Raw genomic sequence first — 16,289 nt, forward strand, 5'->3', positions numbered from 1 at the left:
TACTCTTATTCAAGTGGGCTTTTATCTGTTTTATCATAGGAAGTACCTCCTTAACTATCAGTTTAGCACATAAAAAAAGAAACCCAAATACAGAATTGTATTTGAATTTCTTAACTTAATGACATTGCTCTAGGTTCCTTTTTTTTTAAAACAAAAACTCGGTTAGATTTCCCTAACCGAGTTTTCTATATCTCAAAATTATGAATTTGGATCGTCAAGACTACGACCATGCAAGCCTTTTTCACGTTGTACCTGACGAAGTTTTTCAGGAGTCACATCATTTCCATCTTCATCTACGATTTTGATCCCTTCAATGTGATGACGAACTGAACGACGATATCCTTCGATATATTCCTCACGAAGTTTAGCTTGTTCTACTTTTTCTTCTGCAGTCAAGCCTTCAGTTTTTTTCTTTTTCGCAAGCTCATTAATACGAGCAATTTTTTCGGGTGTCATATTTGGACCTCCAATCTACTTTTAAATTTTTATTTTGTATTAAGAAGATTAAAAGCAGCGACAGTTTTTGCTTTATTCACAAGTTCAGTTAGAATAGCTAGGCGATTATTCTTAACATCAACATCCTCTGCCATAACCATTGTATTGTCAAAGAATGCATCAATAACAGGACTAAGAGCAAATAACTGCGTTAATTTATCACTAGCTGAACCTTTCAATTCTAGATTTTCTACTGCTTGAGCTAGTTCTTTTTCCTGTTCATTTTCAAAGAGACTAGTATCAACTTTGACTGAACCTTCTGCTTTTTCCGCTAGGTTAAAGGCACGAGATAAGGATTCAACAGCTGGTTTGTAGTCACTATTTAGAGATGCTTCTTTCAGTGCTTCTGCTGCTTCAATCATATCAGAAACAACAAAGTTTGAACTTGCAAGAACAGCCTCTTTAATATCTTTTGCAGTAGAACCCATCATCTTATCAACACGAGCTTTGATGAAGTTAAGCACTTCTTCTTGATTATCGTAAGTTAGGCTATCAAATGATAAAGCATAAAGGCTAGCAATCAATTCGTCCATTGGAATATTCCAGCCGAAGTCTTCCAAGATACGGACAATCCCTTGTGTTGCACGACGAAGAGCATAAGGGTCATTTGAACCAGATGGAATCAAGCCAACAGAGAAGAAAGATAAGAGAGTATCCAATTTATCAGCTAGTGCAAGGATAGCTCCGACTTTAGACTCAGGAAGAGCACCATCTGCAGAATCTGGAAGGTAGTGTTCACGAATAGCTTGTGCTACTGCTGCATTCTCACCAGCGAGAAGAGCATATTTCTCACCCATGATCCCTTGAAGCTCATCAAATTCACCAACCATACCAGTCAAGAGGTCAAACTTATAAATAGCTGCAGCACGAGCAAGGTCAACAGTTTCATCAACTGATAAACCTGCTTTTTCAGCCAAAAGAATAGCAATTTGCCCAGTACGAATCATGTGCTCACGAAGTGAACCAATCTTTTCGTGGAAAGTTACGTGTGATAATTTAGCTACAAGATCTTCAATCTTGAGTTTTTGGTCTTCACGCCAGAAAAATTCACCATCTTCAAGGCGCGCAACTAAGACTTTCTCATTTCCTCGGATGACATTATCCAAATACTCTGCATTTCCGTTACGAACAGAAATAAAGTTTGGTTTTAGATTTCCGTCAAGGTCACGTACTACAAAGTAGCGTTGGTGAGTTTCCATTGAAGTGACCAAGACTTCTTCTGGAACCTCTAGGTATTTAGGATCAAAATTCCCCATAAAGGCAGTTGGGTATTCAACCAAATTCAGAACTTCATTCAAGAGTCCTTCATCAATTTGTACCTGAACACCTTCTGCAGCTTCGATAGCCTTAATTTGCTCACGAATCATATTTTCGCGTTCAATGCTATCTGCAATAACATAAACTTTGCGCAGGTCTTCTTCATAGCTGTCAGCATGCTGAATTTCTACTTCGTGACCAAGGAAACGATGTCCACGGCTAACTCTTCCTGAATGAATATCTAAGAAATCCATATCGAGTGCCACATCATCCAAAAGAACTGTCAACGTATGGACTGGACGGATATATTCAAAGGTATTGTTTGCCCAGTGCATACTTACTGGGAAGCTTAAGCTAGCCAATACTTCTGGAATTCCAGTCAAAACTTCCTCAGCTGGTTTTCCAGCCTCATGCTTAGTTACGTAGACATATTCTTCACCCTTAATTTCACGGAATTCGATATCATCTACAGTCAAGCCTTTACCACGGACAAACCCTTGCGCTGCTTTAGAGAAATTTCCTTCTGCATCCAAAGCAATTTTTTTAGAAGGTCCTTTAAAATCTTCAGTCAAATCCGTTTGTTGGTCTGCCAAGCCAAGTACGCGAACAGCCAAACGACGTGGAGTTGAAAAAGTTTGAATTCCTTCGTATGAAAGGCGGTTATTATCCAAAAAGGCTGCCATTTTTTCACCTAGTTGTTTTTCACTTGGTGTGACAACGTAGGCTGGTAACTCTTCGAGTCCTAGTTCTACTAATAAATTTTTTGCCATGTTTTTTCCTTTACAAAATTTCTTCTTTTTGATAGGCACCTTAGGTACTGGGAACGTTGCTAACTAACTTTGTGAGTCTGTGGGGAAATCTTCTGTCTTCTTGACAAAGATTTCCAACAGTCTCATCAAAGTGGATTTAGGCAACTGATTTTTGAACCCAAAGTTTCAAAAATCCCCAGATAGCAGTACGGCGGTGCCTACCCCTTTAGCAAGTCTTCGACTTGCCTCTGAGTGCCATACGGGCTCACTTTGTTCGCCCTTTTTCTATTCTTGTAACTCTTTTTATTATTCCTCTTCTGCTAGGAGTTGAGCGCGTGTAGCTTCGTCAAGAAGTGGGTAACCAAGTTTCTTGCGTTCAGCTACGAATGTTTTAGCTACTACACGGGCTAAGTTACGAATACGAGCGATATAACCAGCACGTTCTGTTACGGATACTGCTCCACGAGCATCAAGCAAGTTGAAAGTGTGTGAACATTTCAAAACGTAGTCATAGGCAGGGTGAACTAGGCCCAATTCCAAAGCACGTCCTGCTTCTTTTTCAAACTTTTCAAAGTTTTCAAGAAGCATATCTTGGTCAGAAACTTCAAAGCTGTATTTTGAATGCTCGTATTCTGGTTGAAGGAAGATTTCTCCATATTTAACGCCTGGAGCCCACTCAATATCGTAAACAGAATCTACTTCTTGGATGTAAGAAGCTAAACGCTCTAAACCATAAGTAACTTCAGCGGTAACAGGTCCAGTTGCCAAACCACCGACTTGTTGGAAGTAAGTGAACTGAGTGATTTCCATACCATCAAGCCACACTTCCCATCCAAGACCAGCTGAACCAGTTGATGGGTTTTCCCAGTTATCTTCAACGAAACGAATATCGTGTTCCAAAGGATTGATACCCAATTTTTCCAATGACTCAAGGTAGAGCTCTTGGATGTTTGAAGGTGATGGTTTCATGACCACTTGGAATTGATGGTGTTGGTAAAGACGGTTTGGATTTTCCCCGTAACGACCGTCTGCTGGACGACGTGATGGCTCTACATAAGCTGCATTCCATGGCTCAGGACCAATAGCACGAAGGAAAGTGTATGGGCTCATGGTTCCCGCACCTTTTTCATTATCATAAGCCTGCATGAGCATACAACCCTGGTCATTCCAGTATTGTTGCAAAGTCAAAATAATTTCTTGGAATGTCAATTTTTTAGACATGTTTTACTCCTTTTTCTATAATTTCTTGCGACCTAGAATACAAAAAGAACCGTGTCTTTGCTCCTAAGTCAAGTGACCTAGGGGCGTCAGAAACGCGGTTCCACCCTAATTTATTACTTCATTATTTTTTAAAATTTACCAAAAGCGCCACACTCATCTCTCAATCACCTGACTCTCACTACCACAGGCTCGCTTGGGATTTACTGATAAGATATTCTTTCTTGTCGTCTATTATAACAAAAAGGAATGAAAAAGTAAAATTATTTTATCACTAATCCTATATATTTCTCAGCCAAATTAATTTAACTGCCCCATTTATGCCCCTTTTAGAACAAAAAGAAAAACCGCTACTCCTAAGAATAGCGGTTTAATCATATTTTTAAGCTACGAATGTAGTTGCTCTATTATTTAAGAGTAACTGAAGCTCCAGCTTCTTCCAATTTAGCTTTGATTTCTTCAGCTTCTGCAGCTGCAACGCCTTCTTTGATGACACCTGGTGCACCATCAACAAGTTCTTTAGCTTCTTTAAGACCAAGACCTGTGATTTCACGTACAACTTTGATAACGCCGACTTTCTTGTCGCCTGCAGCTGTCAATTCAACGTCAAATGAATCTTTAGCAGCTTCTTCAGCACCACCAGCAGCAGCTACAGCTACAGGAGCAGCTGCAGTTACACCAAATTCTTCTTCGATAGCTTTTACAAGGTCGTTCAATTCAAGGATTGAAGCTTCTTTAATTTCAGCAATAATGTTTTCAATGTTCAATGCCATTGTTATTTCCTCCAAATAAGTTTATATTTTATGTTTATATTTTTGTAGCTAGGCTACGCTGCGTAGCTTAAGATTAAGCTGCGTCTTCTTTGTTGTCTGCAACCGCTTTGACTGCAAGAGCAACGTTGCGCACTGGCGCTTGAAGTACAGAAAGGAGCATAGAAAGAAGTCCTTCGCGGTTTGGAAGAGTTGCAAGAGCAACGATTTCTTCTTTTGATGCGACAGCGCCTTCGATTGCACCACCTTTGATTTCAAGTGCGTCAGCGTTTTTAGCAAAGTCGTTCAAGATTTTCGCTGGAGCGATAACATCTTCGTTAGAAAATGCTACAGCAGATGGTCCAACAAATACAGATGCAAGTTCTGCAAGGCCAGCTTTTTCAGCTGCACGACGTAAGATTGAGTTTTTAATAACTTTATACTCAACTTCGCTTCCACGAAGCTCACGACGAAGAACTGTATCTTGTTCAACTGTCAAACCACGAGCGTCTACAACGACGATTGATGCAGCAGCTTTCATTTTTTCAGCTACTACGTCAACTAGTTCCGCTTTTTTAGCAATAATTGCTTCACTCATTAGTGTGTTCACCTCCGTAATTATTTTGCTTGGGGAATTTTTCCAAAAGAAAAACGCGCCCAAACCTAGACACGAAAGTACAATACGCTTCTTTTTACATGATACGTTTTGTCCTCGGTAGGATATTTATGAGTCGAGCTCCCCTACTGTCTTAGGCAGTTTTTTCAAACCGTTATTAAGTATAACATACTATTTTGATTAGTGCAAGAGTTTTTGCTTATTTTTTTTTAAATTTTTATTTATTTTTTAACCTTATTTCAAGATAATCTCATCAAAAATCAATTTTGCTTCTTGACTTGTTTGATTTTTTATTGTACTATACAACTGTATATACATAAAAAGGAGTTATTATGAATACACAAAAGAAAACACAATTCATGACCTTGACCGCATTGCTAACAGCTATCGCTATTTTGATTCCTTTGGTGATGCCCTTTAAAATTGTCATTCCTCCCGCTTCCTACACTCTAGGAAGTCACGTTGCTATTTTTATTGCTATGTTTCTCTCGCCATGGATGGCTATCTTTGTTATTATAGCTTCTAGTTTAGGATTTCTCATGGCTGGGTATCCGATTGTCATTGTACTTCGCGCCTTTTCCCACATATTCTTTGGAAGTCTAGGTGCTTTCTATCTTCAAAAACATCCTCAAACCTTGGACAATAAGAAATCTTCATTGATTTTTAACTTTGTACTTGGTTTGGTTCATGCTATTGCTGAAGTTTTGGCTTGTATGATCTTTTATGCTAGTACTGGAACTGACTTAAAAAATATGTTCTATGTCTTGTTTGTATTAGTTGGATTTGGTACTATTATCCATAGTATGGTAGACTATTACTTAGCCTTGGCTGTTTATAAAGCATTGAGAAAACGCCGTTAAGCGTTAAAAGAGAAGAACATGACAAAAAATCGAAAAGAAGCACTTTTACAACTGTTAAAGGAGTCCCAAAAACCTCTAAATGGTCAAACTTTAGCAGATCGTTTTCATGTAACCCGTCAGATTATCGTTCAGGACATTGCTGTTTTACGTGCTGATGGTGCTCCGATCTTATCAACCAATCGTGGCTATATTTATAAAGAAAATAAAACCAATCCTTATGTTCACAAACTATTTAAAGTCAAGCACGAAATGGAAGAAATAGGTCAAGAACTTCTAGCTATCGTCGATAATGGGGGACGTGTTCAGAATACCTTGATTGATCATCCTGTCTACGGAGAAATTGAAACCTTGCTCAAACTCTCTTGTCGCCGGGACGTTCAGCATTTTTTAGAGCAAGTCGAAAGGTCTGACTTTAGACCACTTTCTGAATTAACAGATGGCGTCCATTATCACCTAGTCGAAGCTGAAAATGAACAAGACCTCCTCTATATCGAGAAGGCCTTGGATAAGTTAGGTTATTTAGTAAAGGATTAGAAGGTTTTCTTTTCCCATCCATCTTCTGTACGGTGACGGTAAAAAAATTCTGATTTATCAGGAGCTTCCATCATCTCCATCAAGGGTAACATATCATAGGCCAGATCCAAGTTGGGAATCTGGTCTTTTTGCACCCAGGACACTTCTCCTTCTTCAGATGATTGGAGAGTACCGGTGAACTCAGTCGCTTTATAACAAAAGACAATATAGCGTTCACCCGAATCTAAAGGCCAATTTTTTATACCGACCAGTTGAGGATTTCGAATAGTCAGACCTGTTTCCTCGTATATCTCACGAATAACAGATTCAGCGAATGCTTCTCCATTTTCAACATGACCTCCTGGAAAGGCATAGCCAGACCAGCGATTGGTTTCAGGCGATCGATACTGCATAACCACGCGCTGATTTTCGAGGTCTTCAATCAGGCAAATATTAGTTAGAATGGTTAATTGTGCTCGAGACATACATAGACTCACTTTCTAATGTTTAATTTTCCACATACTTAACTTTAGACTTCATAATCAAAGGATTAATCAAGTCATGATATTCATGAATTTCATGGAGCAAGGATCCTCTAATAATTCTAATTTCCTTATCTTTACTATTAACCTGATAGTCTATATTGATAGGCATAGATGAATCTGGAACCATGGAAAAGAAGAAAAATGTCATGAACCAGATCAAGAGAGCAATGAAACCGCTGAGAGTCTGAAAAATCAGATGATGCCATTGAAAGATTCTAGATTTATAAAAGATAGTCCACGGATGGATAAATAAGGTCAAGCAAAGACCAAAGAACCAGAGATTCCACAAGATTGGTGTAAAGGCTAAACCAAAAAGCCCTAAGATAAAATGAATCAGTACAAATACCAGGCACAAAAGATAAATAAACCTAAATACAGTTAGATGTTTTCTCATAATTAACTCCTTTTCTTTTCAATATATTTCATCGCTAGAGTTATAATAGATGCCAAACTGAAAAAGATCAGATAAGTTGCAATAGGAAACCAGATGTAGCGATGATCTAGGGATAAGAGAGAAGGCAAAATTCCTTTACTATTTTTCCCGCCAATCCCAATAAAGAAATGAACTATCAAACCGATACTATTGAGATAGATAAATAAATCTGCATATCTTTTTATCGTCATTCTTGTTCTAGTCAAGTCTAGGAACCAATAGTCAAATAATCGATACACTAGACAAAAAAGATTTATATATATTGGAAAACTATAGTTGATATCTCTGTATGGCGACGGAATAGGAAGACTTTCAAAAATTAGATTCAAACTTAGTCCTATTGCTAGGATAAGACCGAGGATCAAGAAGAATCCTAAAAATTTATGAGAATCTAGCCAAGAATTAAGCTTTTCTAAACTGGATAAATCTTTTTTTCTACATGTTTTTATTTTACTCTCTTTCATTGTCATACCAAAGAGTAGAATCACTCGTCTTTCATAAAAAATTTTAATTAACGATAAGGGATTTTCGAACTTTCTATCTCTATATCAGGATTTGCAAGTTTGAGATAAGGAGCAATATAGTCTGCATCCGTAACCTTTGGACCTAGGATAACCTTCGAATATTTTAAAGGAGCCAGATTGATGTATACAAATAAAGCATATCTTCCTTCCTCTTTGGATTCTAGGTGAATATATTTCCTAAAATCATCATAACCAGATTCCTCATTTTCACTAAGTCCAATACCACCCGATAAAACTTTGAGTTCTTCAAGTTCGATTTTATCTTCAGTTTTGAGTTTTGGATTTAGTCGTTCTTCAATTTCTGAATCATCAAAGTTGATTAGAATACGATACTCACTCTCGTATTCATAATCAGATACCTTAAAAAGATAGGATATTTTCGCTAAATTTTTAAAGATATTTGACTGTACCTTCATACTTTCTTCAGTATTTCTAGCCTTTAATTCTTGAATGAGCTCTTTTAAGTCATTAAGTTTATGTAAAATATCAGAATCATCTTCCCTTGTACTGTTTAAATAGAATATTCTCACAAACTCTAAGGAGTCATGCTCAATAATCTGTTGTAAATACTTTTTATCGTACTGTAGAAATGCTCCTTTAGATTCTTCTGCATATTCTTTCCACATGGGAAGACTATCTGATATAGTTGTCATCGAAGATAGGAAGACATTGGAACTCTGATAGCAGTCCGAGGAATTTTCTATTTCCAAATAGTCATAGAGGGCTCTTCCTTCCATAGGATCATTTAATTGTTTGGAATTTGTTAATCTCAAATACGCAGGTTCACTTGAATCACCAGATTTTATCGTTTTAATTAAGTGGTTCGTTAAAGTTTCAATTTTAGTATAATGACCATATTCTTCACTATTCTCAAGATCTCGAGCTTTGATTCTTAAGCGAGAGCGAATTTTATCAATAAGAGTATTTGCAAATTCTTCCAAAACATCTTCATGAACATCTTGTAAAGTTACTACATCTTCATCATTTATTTCATCTGCTTTCTCCAATAAATTATAAATTGTACTCTTCCTAATATCTGAGTCTTCATACCTCAAAATAGTTTTAAGTGTTTCTATAGATTCTTTAATAATATCTGTATGTTTAATCTCTAACCACATCAAATAGAATCTTACAGTATAATGATCAGGATTATTTTTATAAAACTGATTAATTATATCTAAATGTTCCGATTTAAAAAACTTTACGATATTATCAAGATGAAAATATTGAAAAGCGATGGTACCGAATGGAAAATTTAAAAGAATTATATCACAAACAGATACTAAATCTTGTTTTATTTTTTCTTTTAGTCTTTCAAAATCTTCACCTCTTACAAAAATTGTCAGCATTATATTAAGAATGCTATAACAAACAAATTCATCGATGCCATTTAAGTCTTGATTTTTAATACGATTAATAACTGTAAAAAATATACCATTCTCACTGAAAAAATCTTGGCAATCTTCCACTCCTAAATTCTTTTCCAAATAGTTGTTCAAAGACCGAAAGTAATTATATAGAATATCATCAGAAATAAACGCTTCATCATTTTCTTTAATTAATGATTCTGCATCCAATAAAATATTCTTAAAAATTGTTTTATCGACAAGGTTACTAAATTCTAATAGTATATATAAAGTTGTTTCTAATTTTACCCATTTTTCTTTTGGAGAAAATCGTAAAAAAGCTTCAGTTATATTCTTAATATTTTCTACTTTACTATCTAAATTATCTAAAGACCGTATTGCAGTTTCTAATTCCAAATAGTAAGCACCATTTTTATAATCATCTAATATATCCATTTCTTTTTTATCCTTTCATTACTCCAAAGCCTTGACTTCCAACATCATGTCACGGATTTGAGCAGCTAACTCGAAATCAAGCACTTCGACGGCTTCTTGCATTTGTTTTTCCAGTTTCTTGACTAGTTCTTTGCGTTCTTGTTTATTGAGGCTATTGATATCAACTTCCTTGTCCTCTTCTTTAGCCACAGTTTTTGTGACAGAGATAAGGTCACGGATTTCCTTCTTAATAGTTTGTGGGACGATGCCGTGTTCTTCATTATAGGCCATCTGAATCTTACGACGACGAGCTGTTTCATCGATGGCTTTTTGCATAGACTGAGTCATAGTATCAGCATACATGATGACATGCCCTTCACTATTACGGGCTGCACGACCGATGGTTTGGATAAGACCACGTTCGTTACGGAGAAAGCCTTCCTTATCAGCATCAAGAATGGCAACCAAACTTACTTCAGGTACGTCAATCCCTTCACGAAGGAGGTTAATCCCGACTAAGACATCAAAAACTCCTAATCGTAAATCTCGGATAATCTCTGTCCGCTCTAAAGTCTTGATATCCGAGTGCATGTACTTGACCTTGATCCCCATTTCCTTGAAGTAGTCTGTCAAGTCTTCTGCCATTTTCTTGGTCAAGGTTGTAATAAAGGTACGCTCGTTCTTTTCAACACGAGCATTGATTTCCCCCAAGAGGTCATCAATCTGTCCCATGGTTGGACGCACTTCTACCTCAGGATCCAAAAGACCTGTTGGACGGATGATTTGTTCAATCACGGTGTCAGTTTGTTCCATCTCGTAATCACCAGGTGTCGCTGAAACGTAGACAATCTGGTGGACATGACTTTCAAACTCTTCACGACGAAGGGGACGGTTGTCCAAAGCAGACGGCAAACGGAACCCATAGTTAACCAACATTTCCTTACGTGAACGGTCACCATTATACATTCCTTTGATTTGTCCCATAGTCATATGACTCTCGTCAATCATAATCAGGAAATCATCTGGGAAGAAATCAAGAAGTGTATAAGGAGGCTCTCCTTCGCTTCGTCCATCCATGTGACGTGAGTAGTTTTCGACACCATTGGTATAACCCATCTCACGTAGCATCTCGATATCGTACTCTGTCCGTTGTTTCAAGCGTTGCGCTTCGAGGAGTTTGCCTTCTTTTTCAAAGATAGCTAACTGCTCCTCCAACTCAGCCTGAATCTTAGCAATGGCTACTTCCATATGGTCGTCATTGGTCACAAAGTGAGTGGCTGGGAAAATCGCCAAATGGTCCACTTCACCGAGGACTTGACCAGTTAAAGCTTCAACCTCCCGGATGCGATCAATCTCATCTCCGAAGAACTCAACACGAAAGGCATGCTCATCACGTGAAGCTGGAAAAATCTCCACCACATCGCCACGTACACGGAATCTTCCCCGCTGGAAATCGATGTCGTTGCGTTCAAACTGAATGTCAACTAAGTCATTCAAAAGTTTGTCACGAGAAATTTCAAGACCTGGGCGCAGACTCACTACGCTATCAGCATATTCCTTAGGAGAACCCAACCCATAGATACAAGAAACAGATGCGACAACGATGACATCATTACGCTCCAAGAGAGCTGATGTAGCGGAGTGACGTAGTTTATCAATCTCGTCATTGACCGAACTATCTTTTTCGATATAGGTATCGCTAGAGGGCACATAAGCTTCTGGCTGGTAGTAATCATAGTAAGAAACGAAATACTCAACAGCATTCTCTGGGAAAAATTCCTTGAACTCCCCATAGAGCTGACCTGCTAGGGTTTTATTGTGGGCGATGACCAGGGTCGGTTTATTGACCTGGGCAATAACCTGGCTCATGGTATAGGTTTTCCCTGTACCAGTCGCCCCCATCAAGATTTGAGCTTTTTCACCACCCTCGATGTTATCTACCAACTGCTCAATAGCCTGCGGTTGATCCCCAGATGGTTGGTATTTGGATACAAGTTTAAATTTGTTGTCTGTAATTCTATTTATCATCTCTTGGTCCTCACATATATAGACCTTATTTTACCATAAATCACCAGAATTCTCTGAGTTGGGGAATAAAAGGGAAATACAAGATGTAACAAAATAATCCCGTAAATCAGTACATGTTTAAATGACAATATAATTAAATAGACTCATATTAGAAGTGAAGACTAAACAAGACTCTCGATATTACTTCGAAAGTCTTGTCTTTTATTTGAAACAATGCAATACGTAATAAACATCAACGTCAATGACTTACAGAAGTAACAAAGCTTGTTCATCAGCATCATTTTTATGAGACTACTTAACTTCTTGATTCCTTATCAAAAGGCAAAGAGTTGCTCCAAGTGAAAACACCAATTCCATAGCATAAACACATAGTTGCAAGTAGGATGTTCTCCCTAGTATTGTATCCGTAATAATATTATAAAATAGATAACTAGTCAATGGTTCCGCTACTCTTTCTATGAAAGGTTGTAACAAAATAGGAAATAGCAGCAAAATTGCTAAACTACTCATTGGACTTTTAAAAAAATAACTTAAAAAATAAGAAACTAAAAAGTATTGGATGGAGCCAATCAAATAGAAACTGAAAATTTCTAAACCGACACCATTTTCGCTACTTAAAAAATGGAACCATATATGCAGTACAATGAAATATAAAGTTGATTGTAGTACTACATCACATAACTCTACGAACAGGATACTCATTGAACTTAAGGTCCTTTTTCCACTAACCAAATAAACTAGTTTTGTTTCGTGTGATTGTAAGTCTACAAATGCATTAACACACCCTATAGCAACAGAGAGCATTGATGCAAAAACAAGAGCTTGCTTTAAAGATAATTCTACAATTCTACCATTGATTGCAACTGGTAACACACTTAGTAGGCACACAAAACCTATCAGAAGCAACTGTATAGCTATCTGGTACTTTACGGGTTTTAAGCTATATTTTTTGACGATAAGACTGATAAATATTCTTGCCATTCTTCCTCCTCATTCGAATTTTTTCTACAACAATTATCAATGCTAAGAATACGACTCCTTCCACTACTAAAAGAGCAAATCCATACAATTGACTCGTTTGAGTTCCTTCAACTCGGCCAAAAGCAAAGGCCTTTGCTCCAATCAAAGGTAATAGATTCTCTATGTTAGAAGAAAGGCCTCTTAGAACACCTGATAAAGTGATTACTAATAATAAAACGATTGCAATTAATGAAGAAATTGATTTTTTTGTGACTCTTACTAAAAATATAGCTAATAAAGTGAGGACGATTGCAAATATCACAACTCTTGCCGTAACATCTACAAACAATGTGAATTCTAAATAGTTTTTTAAAGTTGAATCTAGAAAAGTGAGTAAAACAACAGCATTTACTATCGAAAATATTACAGTAGAAAGTAGTGATAAGACTATCGAACTAGCAATAAAACCAGTAAGACGAACTTTCCAGCTAGGAATCAATAATTGGCTAAAATAATCATCTCCAAATTGGTAATGGGTTGAATAAACAAGTGAAACCAAGATTGGCAAGAAAATAACACTTGCTTGGTAGGGTGAAGATAAGAGAGCATCCCTGACTGTATAGACTGGATTCGATGATAACATAGACGGATCAAGGTTAACTGCTTGGCCATTTCCTTCTACTAAGGCATTTATCACCTGGATATTTTGAATTGTAAAAAATATGCTGACTCCCAAAATAAGAAAAAAAGTAAATTTAAAAGTAGGTAAACTACTATATTTATAAAGGTCACTAAAATAGGAACGCTTCAACATATTATTCACCTTCTTTCCCTTCGAGCGCCTTAAAATATGCTTCCTCAAAAGATCCAAACTGTTTCAAAATGTCTTTGGTAGGACCATCAATAACAATCTTCCCATTAGAAATACCGACCAAATGATCTACAGTTAATTCTAACTCACTCATATAATGACTTGTCATTAAGACAGTTTTACCTTCACTGACAAAAGATTGTAAAAAATTACGTACCCAGCGTATTCCTTCAGGATCTAGTCCATTGATTGGCTCATCTAAAATTAAAATGTCAGGATTTGCTAATAAGGCTGTTGCTAAACCAAGACGTTGCTTCATTCCTAATGAATAGTCTTTTACTTTTTTATTTTTAGCTTCACTTAACCCCACCAAGTCTAAACATTCGTTGCACCTATTTCTGTCAACACCACAAGCCAAGCCAATCCACCTAAGATGCTGGAATCCTGTTCTTGTTGGGTAAGGTTGGCAACTATCGAGGAATGATCCAACAACACAAAAAGGATTATCTCCCAATTGAGAGTATTTTTTTCCATTGATCAATGCCATTCCCGTCTGACTATTTTCTAAACCAAGTAAAATTCTGATTAAAGTCGATTTCCCAGAACCATTTGGTCCAATCAATCCAGTTACCTCACCTTTCTTAGCTTTGAAAGTTACATTTTGCAAGACAATTTTATTATTATATTCCTTATGTAGATTTTGAATTGTTATCATTCATTCTTTTTCCCTTCTGACTTTTTGTGAAATTTCACCTTCACTTGGAGCAAGTATATCAGGAGAATATCAGGAAAAAATCAGAATAAACATTTTTATAATTATTTTTTCATTTCTAACAAATTACTTTCTATGTTTGCTATAATATACACAAGTAATTGGAGGGATTATGAAGTATAAAATTTTAGCAATTGACGATGATGAAAAAATCTTACGATTAATTGGAAATGCATTAGAAGCAAACAACTTTAACGTAGAAACTCGGTCAAATATAGAAGAGATCGATATTTGTGACTTTACTGGGTTCGATCTGATTTTACTTGACGTCATGATGCCTATTTCTGGTTTAGAGATTTGTCGCTCCATTCGTTCACAAATTACGACTCCAATCCTGTTTCTAACCGCTAAAGATTTTGAAGAAGATTTACTAAAGGGGATACAAGCTGGAGCAGATGACTACATCACAAAACCATTTAGCATTAAGGAATTGATTGCAAGAATTCAAATGCATCTTCGGAGAGAGGAAAGATTGTGCCAAACCTCTAAAGAAGAATTGATTTCAAATATAACTTTTTATCGAGATAGTCAAGAAGTTTATTATCAATCAAAAAGCATTTCTCTAACTAAGCGAGAATTTGATTTACTTTATCTTTTAGCTCAAAATGAGAACCGAATATTTAGCGCAGAGGAACTTTACGATTACCTCTATCCTGTAAGCTCTGATGTACAGCTACGTTCAATTACCGAATACATCTATCAAATCAGACAAAAATTTAAGGTTCATCAAATTGATCCTATCAAAACGGTTTGGGGAGGAGGATACAAATGGCAAAAGAAATGACAATCAAACAACTCATTCAGCATACCTACCTTAAAATCATTCGGCAATTTCTTTTATGTCTTTTACTTTTTTACATAGTTCCTGCTCTTCTATCTTCTGTATCTGGAATCAATGAGAAAAATGCCAATCTCTTTGCTTTATTTTTTAGCGTCAGTTCTTGGATTTATCTTTGCATCATTTTAATTCTTATCATTGTAACAAATATTCGACAATTATTAACCAAGATTCAAAAAGAAATGAACATGGTTTATCATAGTGGTCTATATTTCAACAAAAATGATCATCAGCATTTTCAGATTAAAGAATTTATTGAAACAAATGATTTGATCGAAAAAATGCAATCTGATATAAAAAATAGGATTGAAAATGAAAAAGAACAAAAAAAAGAACTCATGTTTCAAGTATCTAGCGCTGCACATGATCTTCGAACTCCTCTAACTGTCATCAGAGGAAATGCTGAATTCCTACAATCTACCAAACAAACACCCCAAGTAATGGAATGTCTAAAAGATCTGGAGCAAGCAAGTATTCAGTTAAATGAGTATTTCGACCACTTCATCCAATACTCCAAAACTTTTTATGACCATGATATTCAACTTGAAAACATATCAATTAAACAAGTAACTCATCAGTTAAAGGAACATATCACACCTTTACTTCCTAGAAATACACACTTTGTTTTTACAAACACAGTAAATCCATCAACACAAATTGCAATTCATTCCAATCTATTTTTCCGAGCAATCACAAATATTATTAATAATGCCATACAACATCAAAAAGAGAATGATGCACAAATCCACCTAACAATTTCACAAGAAAATAGTCAATTAGTTCTAACTATATGGAATAACCAATCTAGTTTTTCAAAAAACATATTACAAAATGCTGGAAATCTTTTCTATAAAGATGACCAAGCAAGAACCCCCTCTCAAGAAAGTCACTATGGACTTGGTTTATCTTTCGTCAAGCGCGTCATGAAACTTCATAATGGAACTATGCACTTAGAAAATAGTAATCATGGTGCACAAGTCAATCTAATCATTCCCATTATATAGAACAAGCCGAACTCATCAACATGTGTTCGGCTTTTCTTCCTTTTTAGATCAAAAAATCAGTATCATAAGAACCTTATGTCATATCTTCTTACATAAAAACACTAAATATTTGCCAACTTTTTTATTTTCTGCTATA

At 36.3% G+C, this 16,289-nt stretch carries 17 protein-coding genes and 1 other annotated feature; of the genes, 4 read left to right on the forward strand and 13 right to left on the reverse strand.

What is annotated here, in order from left to right; genetic code table 11:
* Window positions 1-198: 198 nt before the first annotated feature.
* The 5 genes from PCY08_RS07860 to rplJ all read right to left on the reverse strand — a co-directional run bounded on the left by PCY08_RS07860 (window position 199) and on the right by rplJ (window position 5,066).
* Entirely contained in the window at window positions 199-456 is a 258-nt protein-coding gene (locus PCY08_RS07860) for a DUF896 family protein (RefSeq protein WP_000187071.1), read from the reverse strand.
* Window positions 457-485: 29 nt separating this feature from the next.
* Window positions 486-2,522 carry a glycine--tRNA ligase subunit beta gene (glyS, locus tag PCY08_RS07865; RefSeq protein WP_301559988.1) on the reverse strand — a complete coding sequence of 679 codons (2,037 nt, stop codon included), beginning with the start codon at window positions 2,520-2,522 and terminating at the stop codon, window positions 486-488.
* A 285-nt stretch (window positions 2,523-2,807) separates the two neighbouring features.
* Window positions 2,808-3,722 carry a glycine--tRNA ligase subunit alpha gene (gene glyQ, locus PCY08_RS07870; protein WP_000038761.1) on the reverse strand — a complete coding sequence of 305 codons (915 nt, stop codon included), beginning with the start codon at window positions 3,720-3,722 and terminating at the stop codon, window positions 2,808-2,810.
* Window positions 3,723-4,126: 404 nt separating this feature from the next.
* Entirely contained in the window at window positions 4,127-4,492 is a 366-nt protein-coding gene (gene rplL, locus PCY08_RS07875) for a 50S ribosomal protein L7/L12 (protein ID WP_001196968.1), read from the reverse strand.
* Window positions 4,493-4,565: 73 nt separating this feature from the next.
* On the reverse strand, window positions 4,566-5,066 hold the full coding sequence (gene rplJ, locus PCY08_RS07880) for a 50S ribosomal protein L10 (protein ID WP_001287269.1): 501 nt from the start codon (window positions 5,064-5,066) through the stop codon (window positions 4,566-4,568).
* 38 nt (window positions 5,067-5,104) lie between these two features.
* Window positions 5,105-5,240 (reverse strand) — a sequence feature (ribosomal protein L10 leader region).
* Window positions 5,241-5,416: 176 nt separating this feature from the next.
* Between rplJ and PCY08_RS07885 the strand changes: the two genes are divergently transcribed.
* Complete coding sequence (locus tag PCY08_RS07885) at window positions 5,417-5,944, forward strand: ECF transporter S component (RefSeq protein WP_001095969.1); 528 nt, start codon at window positions 5,417-5,419, stop codon at window positions 5,942-5,944.
* A gap of 18 nt (window positions 5,945-5,962) precedes the next feature.
* Window positions 5,963-6,478 (forward strand): transcription repressor NadR, encoded by a 516-nt coding sequence (locus tag PCY08_RS07890; RefSeq protein WP_075228334.1) that lies wholly within the window; start codon window positions 5,963-5,965, stop codon window positions 6,476-6,478.
* On the opposite strand, the gene PCY08_RS07895 is transcribed toward PCY08_RS07890, so the two are convergent.
* The 8 genes from PCY08_RS07895 to PCY08_RS07930 all read right to left on the reverse strand — a co-directional run bounded on the left by PCY08_RS07895 (window position 6,475) and on the right by PCY08_RS07930 (window position 14,254).
* Entirely contained in the window at window positions 6,475-6,942 is a 468-nt protein-coding gene (locus tag PCY08_RS07895; RefSeq protein ID WP_301559989.1) for an 8-oxo-dGTP diphosphatase, read from the reverse strand. The genes PCY08_RS07890 and PCY08_RS07895 overlap by 4 nt on opposite strands.
* Before the next feature lie 22 nt (window positions 6,943-6,964).
* On the reverse strand, window positions 6,965-7,396 hold the full coding sequence (locus PCY08_RS07900; protein WP_301559990.1) for a hypothetical protein: 432 nt from the start codon (window positions 7,394-7,396) through the stop codon (window positions 6,965-6,967).
* A gap of 2 nt (window positions 7,397-7,398) precedes the next feature.
* Complete coding sequence (locus PCY08_RS07905; protein ID WP_301559991.1) at window positions 7,399-7,899, reverse strand: hypothetical protein; 501 nt, start codon at window positions 7,897-7,899, stop codon at window positions 7,399-7,401.
* A gap of 47 nt (window positions 7,900-7,946) precedes the next feature.
* A complete protein-coding gene (locus PCY08_RS07910; protein ID WP_301559992.1) occupies window positions 7,947-9,761 on the reverse strand; it encodes a DUF2971 domain-containing protein in 1,815 nt (604 codons plus the stop codon).
* Between the two features lie 18 nt (window positions 9,762-9,779).
* Window positions 9,780-11,768, reverse strand: coding sequence for an excinuclease ABC subunit UvrB (uvrB, locus tag PCY08_RS07915; RefSeq protein ID WP_301559993.1), 1,989 nt, complete (start codon window positions 11,766-11,768; stop codon window positions 9,780-9,782).
* A gap of 291 nt (window positions 11,769-12,059) precedes the next feature.
* Complete coding sequence (locus tag PCY08_RS07920) at window positions 12,060-12,749, reverse strand: hypothetical protein (protein WP_301559994.1); 690 nt, start codon at window positions 12,747-12,749, stop codon at window positions 12,060-12,062.
* Window positions 12,709-13,542: a hypothetical protein gene (locus PCY08_RS07925; RefSeq protein WP_301559995.1), complete on the reverse strand. Its 834-nt coding sequence runs from the start codon at window positions 13,540-13,542 to the stop codon at window positions 12,709-12,711. The genes PCY08_RS07920 and PCY08_RS07925 overlap by 41 nt, the downstream gene beginning before the upstream one ends.
* A gap of 1 nt (window position 13,543) precedes the next feature.
* Window positions 13,544-14,254, reverse strand: coding sequence for an ABC transporter ATP-binding protein (locus PCY08_RS07930; protein WP_301559996.1), 711 nt, complete (start codon window positions 14,252-14,254; stop codon window positions 13,544-13,546).
* Window positions 14,255-14,423: 169 nt separating this feature from the next.
* On the opposite strand from PCY08_RS07930, the gene PCY08_RS07935 reads away from it, so the two are divergent.
* A complete protein-coding gene (locus PCY08_RS07935) occupies window positions 14,424-15,095 on the forward strand; it encodes a response regulator transcription factor (protein ID WP_301559997.1) in 672 nt (223 codons plus the stop codon).
* Window positions 15,080-16,153 (forward strand): sensor histidine kinase KdpD, encoded by a 1,074-nt coding sequence (locus tag PCY08_RS07940; RefSeq protein WP_301559998.1) that lies wholly within the window; start codon window positions 15,080-15,082, stop codon window positions 16,151-16,153. The genes PCY08_RS07935 and PCY08_RS07940 overlap by 16 nt, the downstream gene beginning before the upstream one ends.
* Window positions 16,154-16,289 lie beyond the last annotated feature (136 nt).

Source organism: Streptococcus sp. SO4, from assembly GCF_030440055.1.
Classification (GTDB): Bacteria; Bacillota; Bacilli; order Lactobacillales; family Streptococcaceae; genus Streptococcus; species Streptococcus nidrosiense.

Bases quoted from the DNA above. Each gene is read 5' to 3' on its own strand.
- PCY08_RS07935 (WP_301559997.1), top strand. From the start codon at position 14,424: ATGAAGTATAAAATTTTAGCAATTGACGATGATGAAAAAATCTTACGA.
- PCY08_RS07940 (WP_301559998.1), top strand. From the start codon at position 15,080: ATGGCAAAAGAAATGACAATCAAACAACTCATTCAGCATACCTACCTT.
- PCY08_RS07900 (WP_301559990.1), bottom strand. From the start codon at position 7,396: ATGAGAAAACATCTAACTGTATTTAGGTTTATTTATCTTTTGTGCCTG.
- PCY08_RS07930 (WP_301559996.1), bottom strand. From the start codon at position 14,254: ATGATAACAATTCAAAATCTACATAAGGAATATAATAATAAAATTGTC.
- uvrB (WP_301559993.1), bottom strand. From the start codon at position 11,768: ATGATAAATAGAATTACAGACAACAAATTTAAACTTGTATCCAAATAC.
- rplJ (WP_001287269.1), bottom strand. From the start codon at position 5,066: ATGAGTGAAGCAATTATTGCTAAAAAAGCGGAACTAGTTGACGTAGTA.
- rplL (WP_001196968.1), bottom strand. From the start codon at position 4,492: ATGGCATTGAACATTGAAAACATTATTGCTGAAATTAAAGAAGCTTCA.
- PCY08_RS07925 (WP_301559995.1), bottom strand. From the start codon at position 13,542: ATGTTGAAGCGTTCCTATTTTAGTGACCTTTATAAATATAGTAGTTTA.
- PCY08_RS07860 (WP_000187071.1), bottom strand. From the start codon at position 456: ATGACACCCGAAAAAATTGCTCGTATTAATGAGCTTGCGAAAAAGAAA.
- PCY08_RS07905 (WP_301559991.1), bottom strand. From the start codon at position 7,899: ATGAAAGAGAGTAAAATAAAAACATGTAGAAAAAAAGATTTATCCAGT.
- PCY08_RS07910 (WP_301559992.1), bottom strand. From the start codon at position 9,761: ATGGATATATTAGATGATTATAAAAATGGTGCTTACTATTTGGAATTA.
- PCY08_RS07895 (WP_301559989.1), bottom strand. From the start codon at position 6,942: ATGTCTCGAGCACAATTAACCATTCTAACTAATATTTGCCTGATTGAA.
- PCY08_RS07920 (WP_301559994.1), bottom strand. From the start codon at position 12,749: ATGGCAAGAATATTTATCAGTCTTATCGTCAAAAAATATAGCTTAAAA.
- glyQ (WP_000038761.1), bottom strand. From the start codon at position 3,722: ATGTCTAAAAAATTGACATTCCAAGAAATTATTTTGACTTTGCAACAA.
- PCY08_RS07885 (WP_001095969.1), top strand. From the start codon at position 5,417: ATGAATACACAAAAGAAAACACAATTCATGACCTTGACCGCATTGCTA.
- PCY08_RS07890 (WP_075228334.1), top strand. From the start codon at position 5,963: ATGACAAAAAATCGAAAAGAAGCACTTTTACAACTGTTAAAGGAGTCC.
- glyS (WP_301559988.1), bottom strand. From the start codon at position 2,522: ATGGCAAAAAATTTATTAGTAGAACTAGGACTCGAAGAGTTACCAGCC.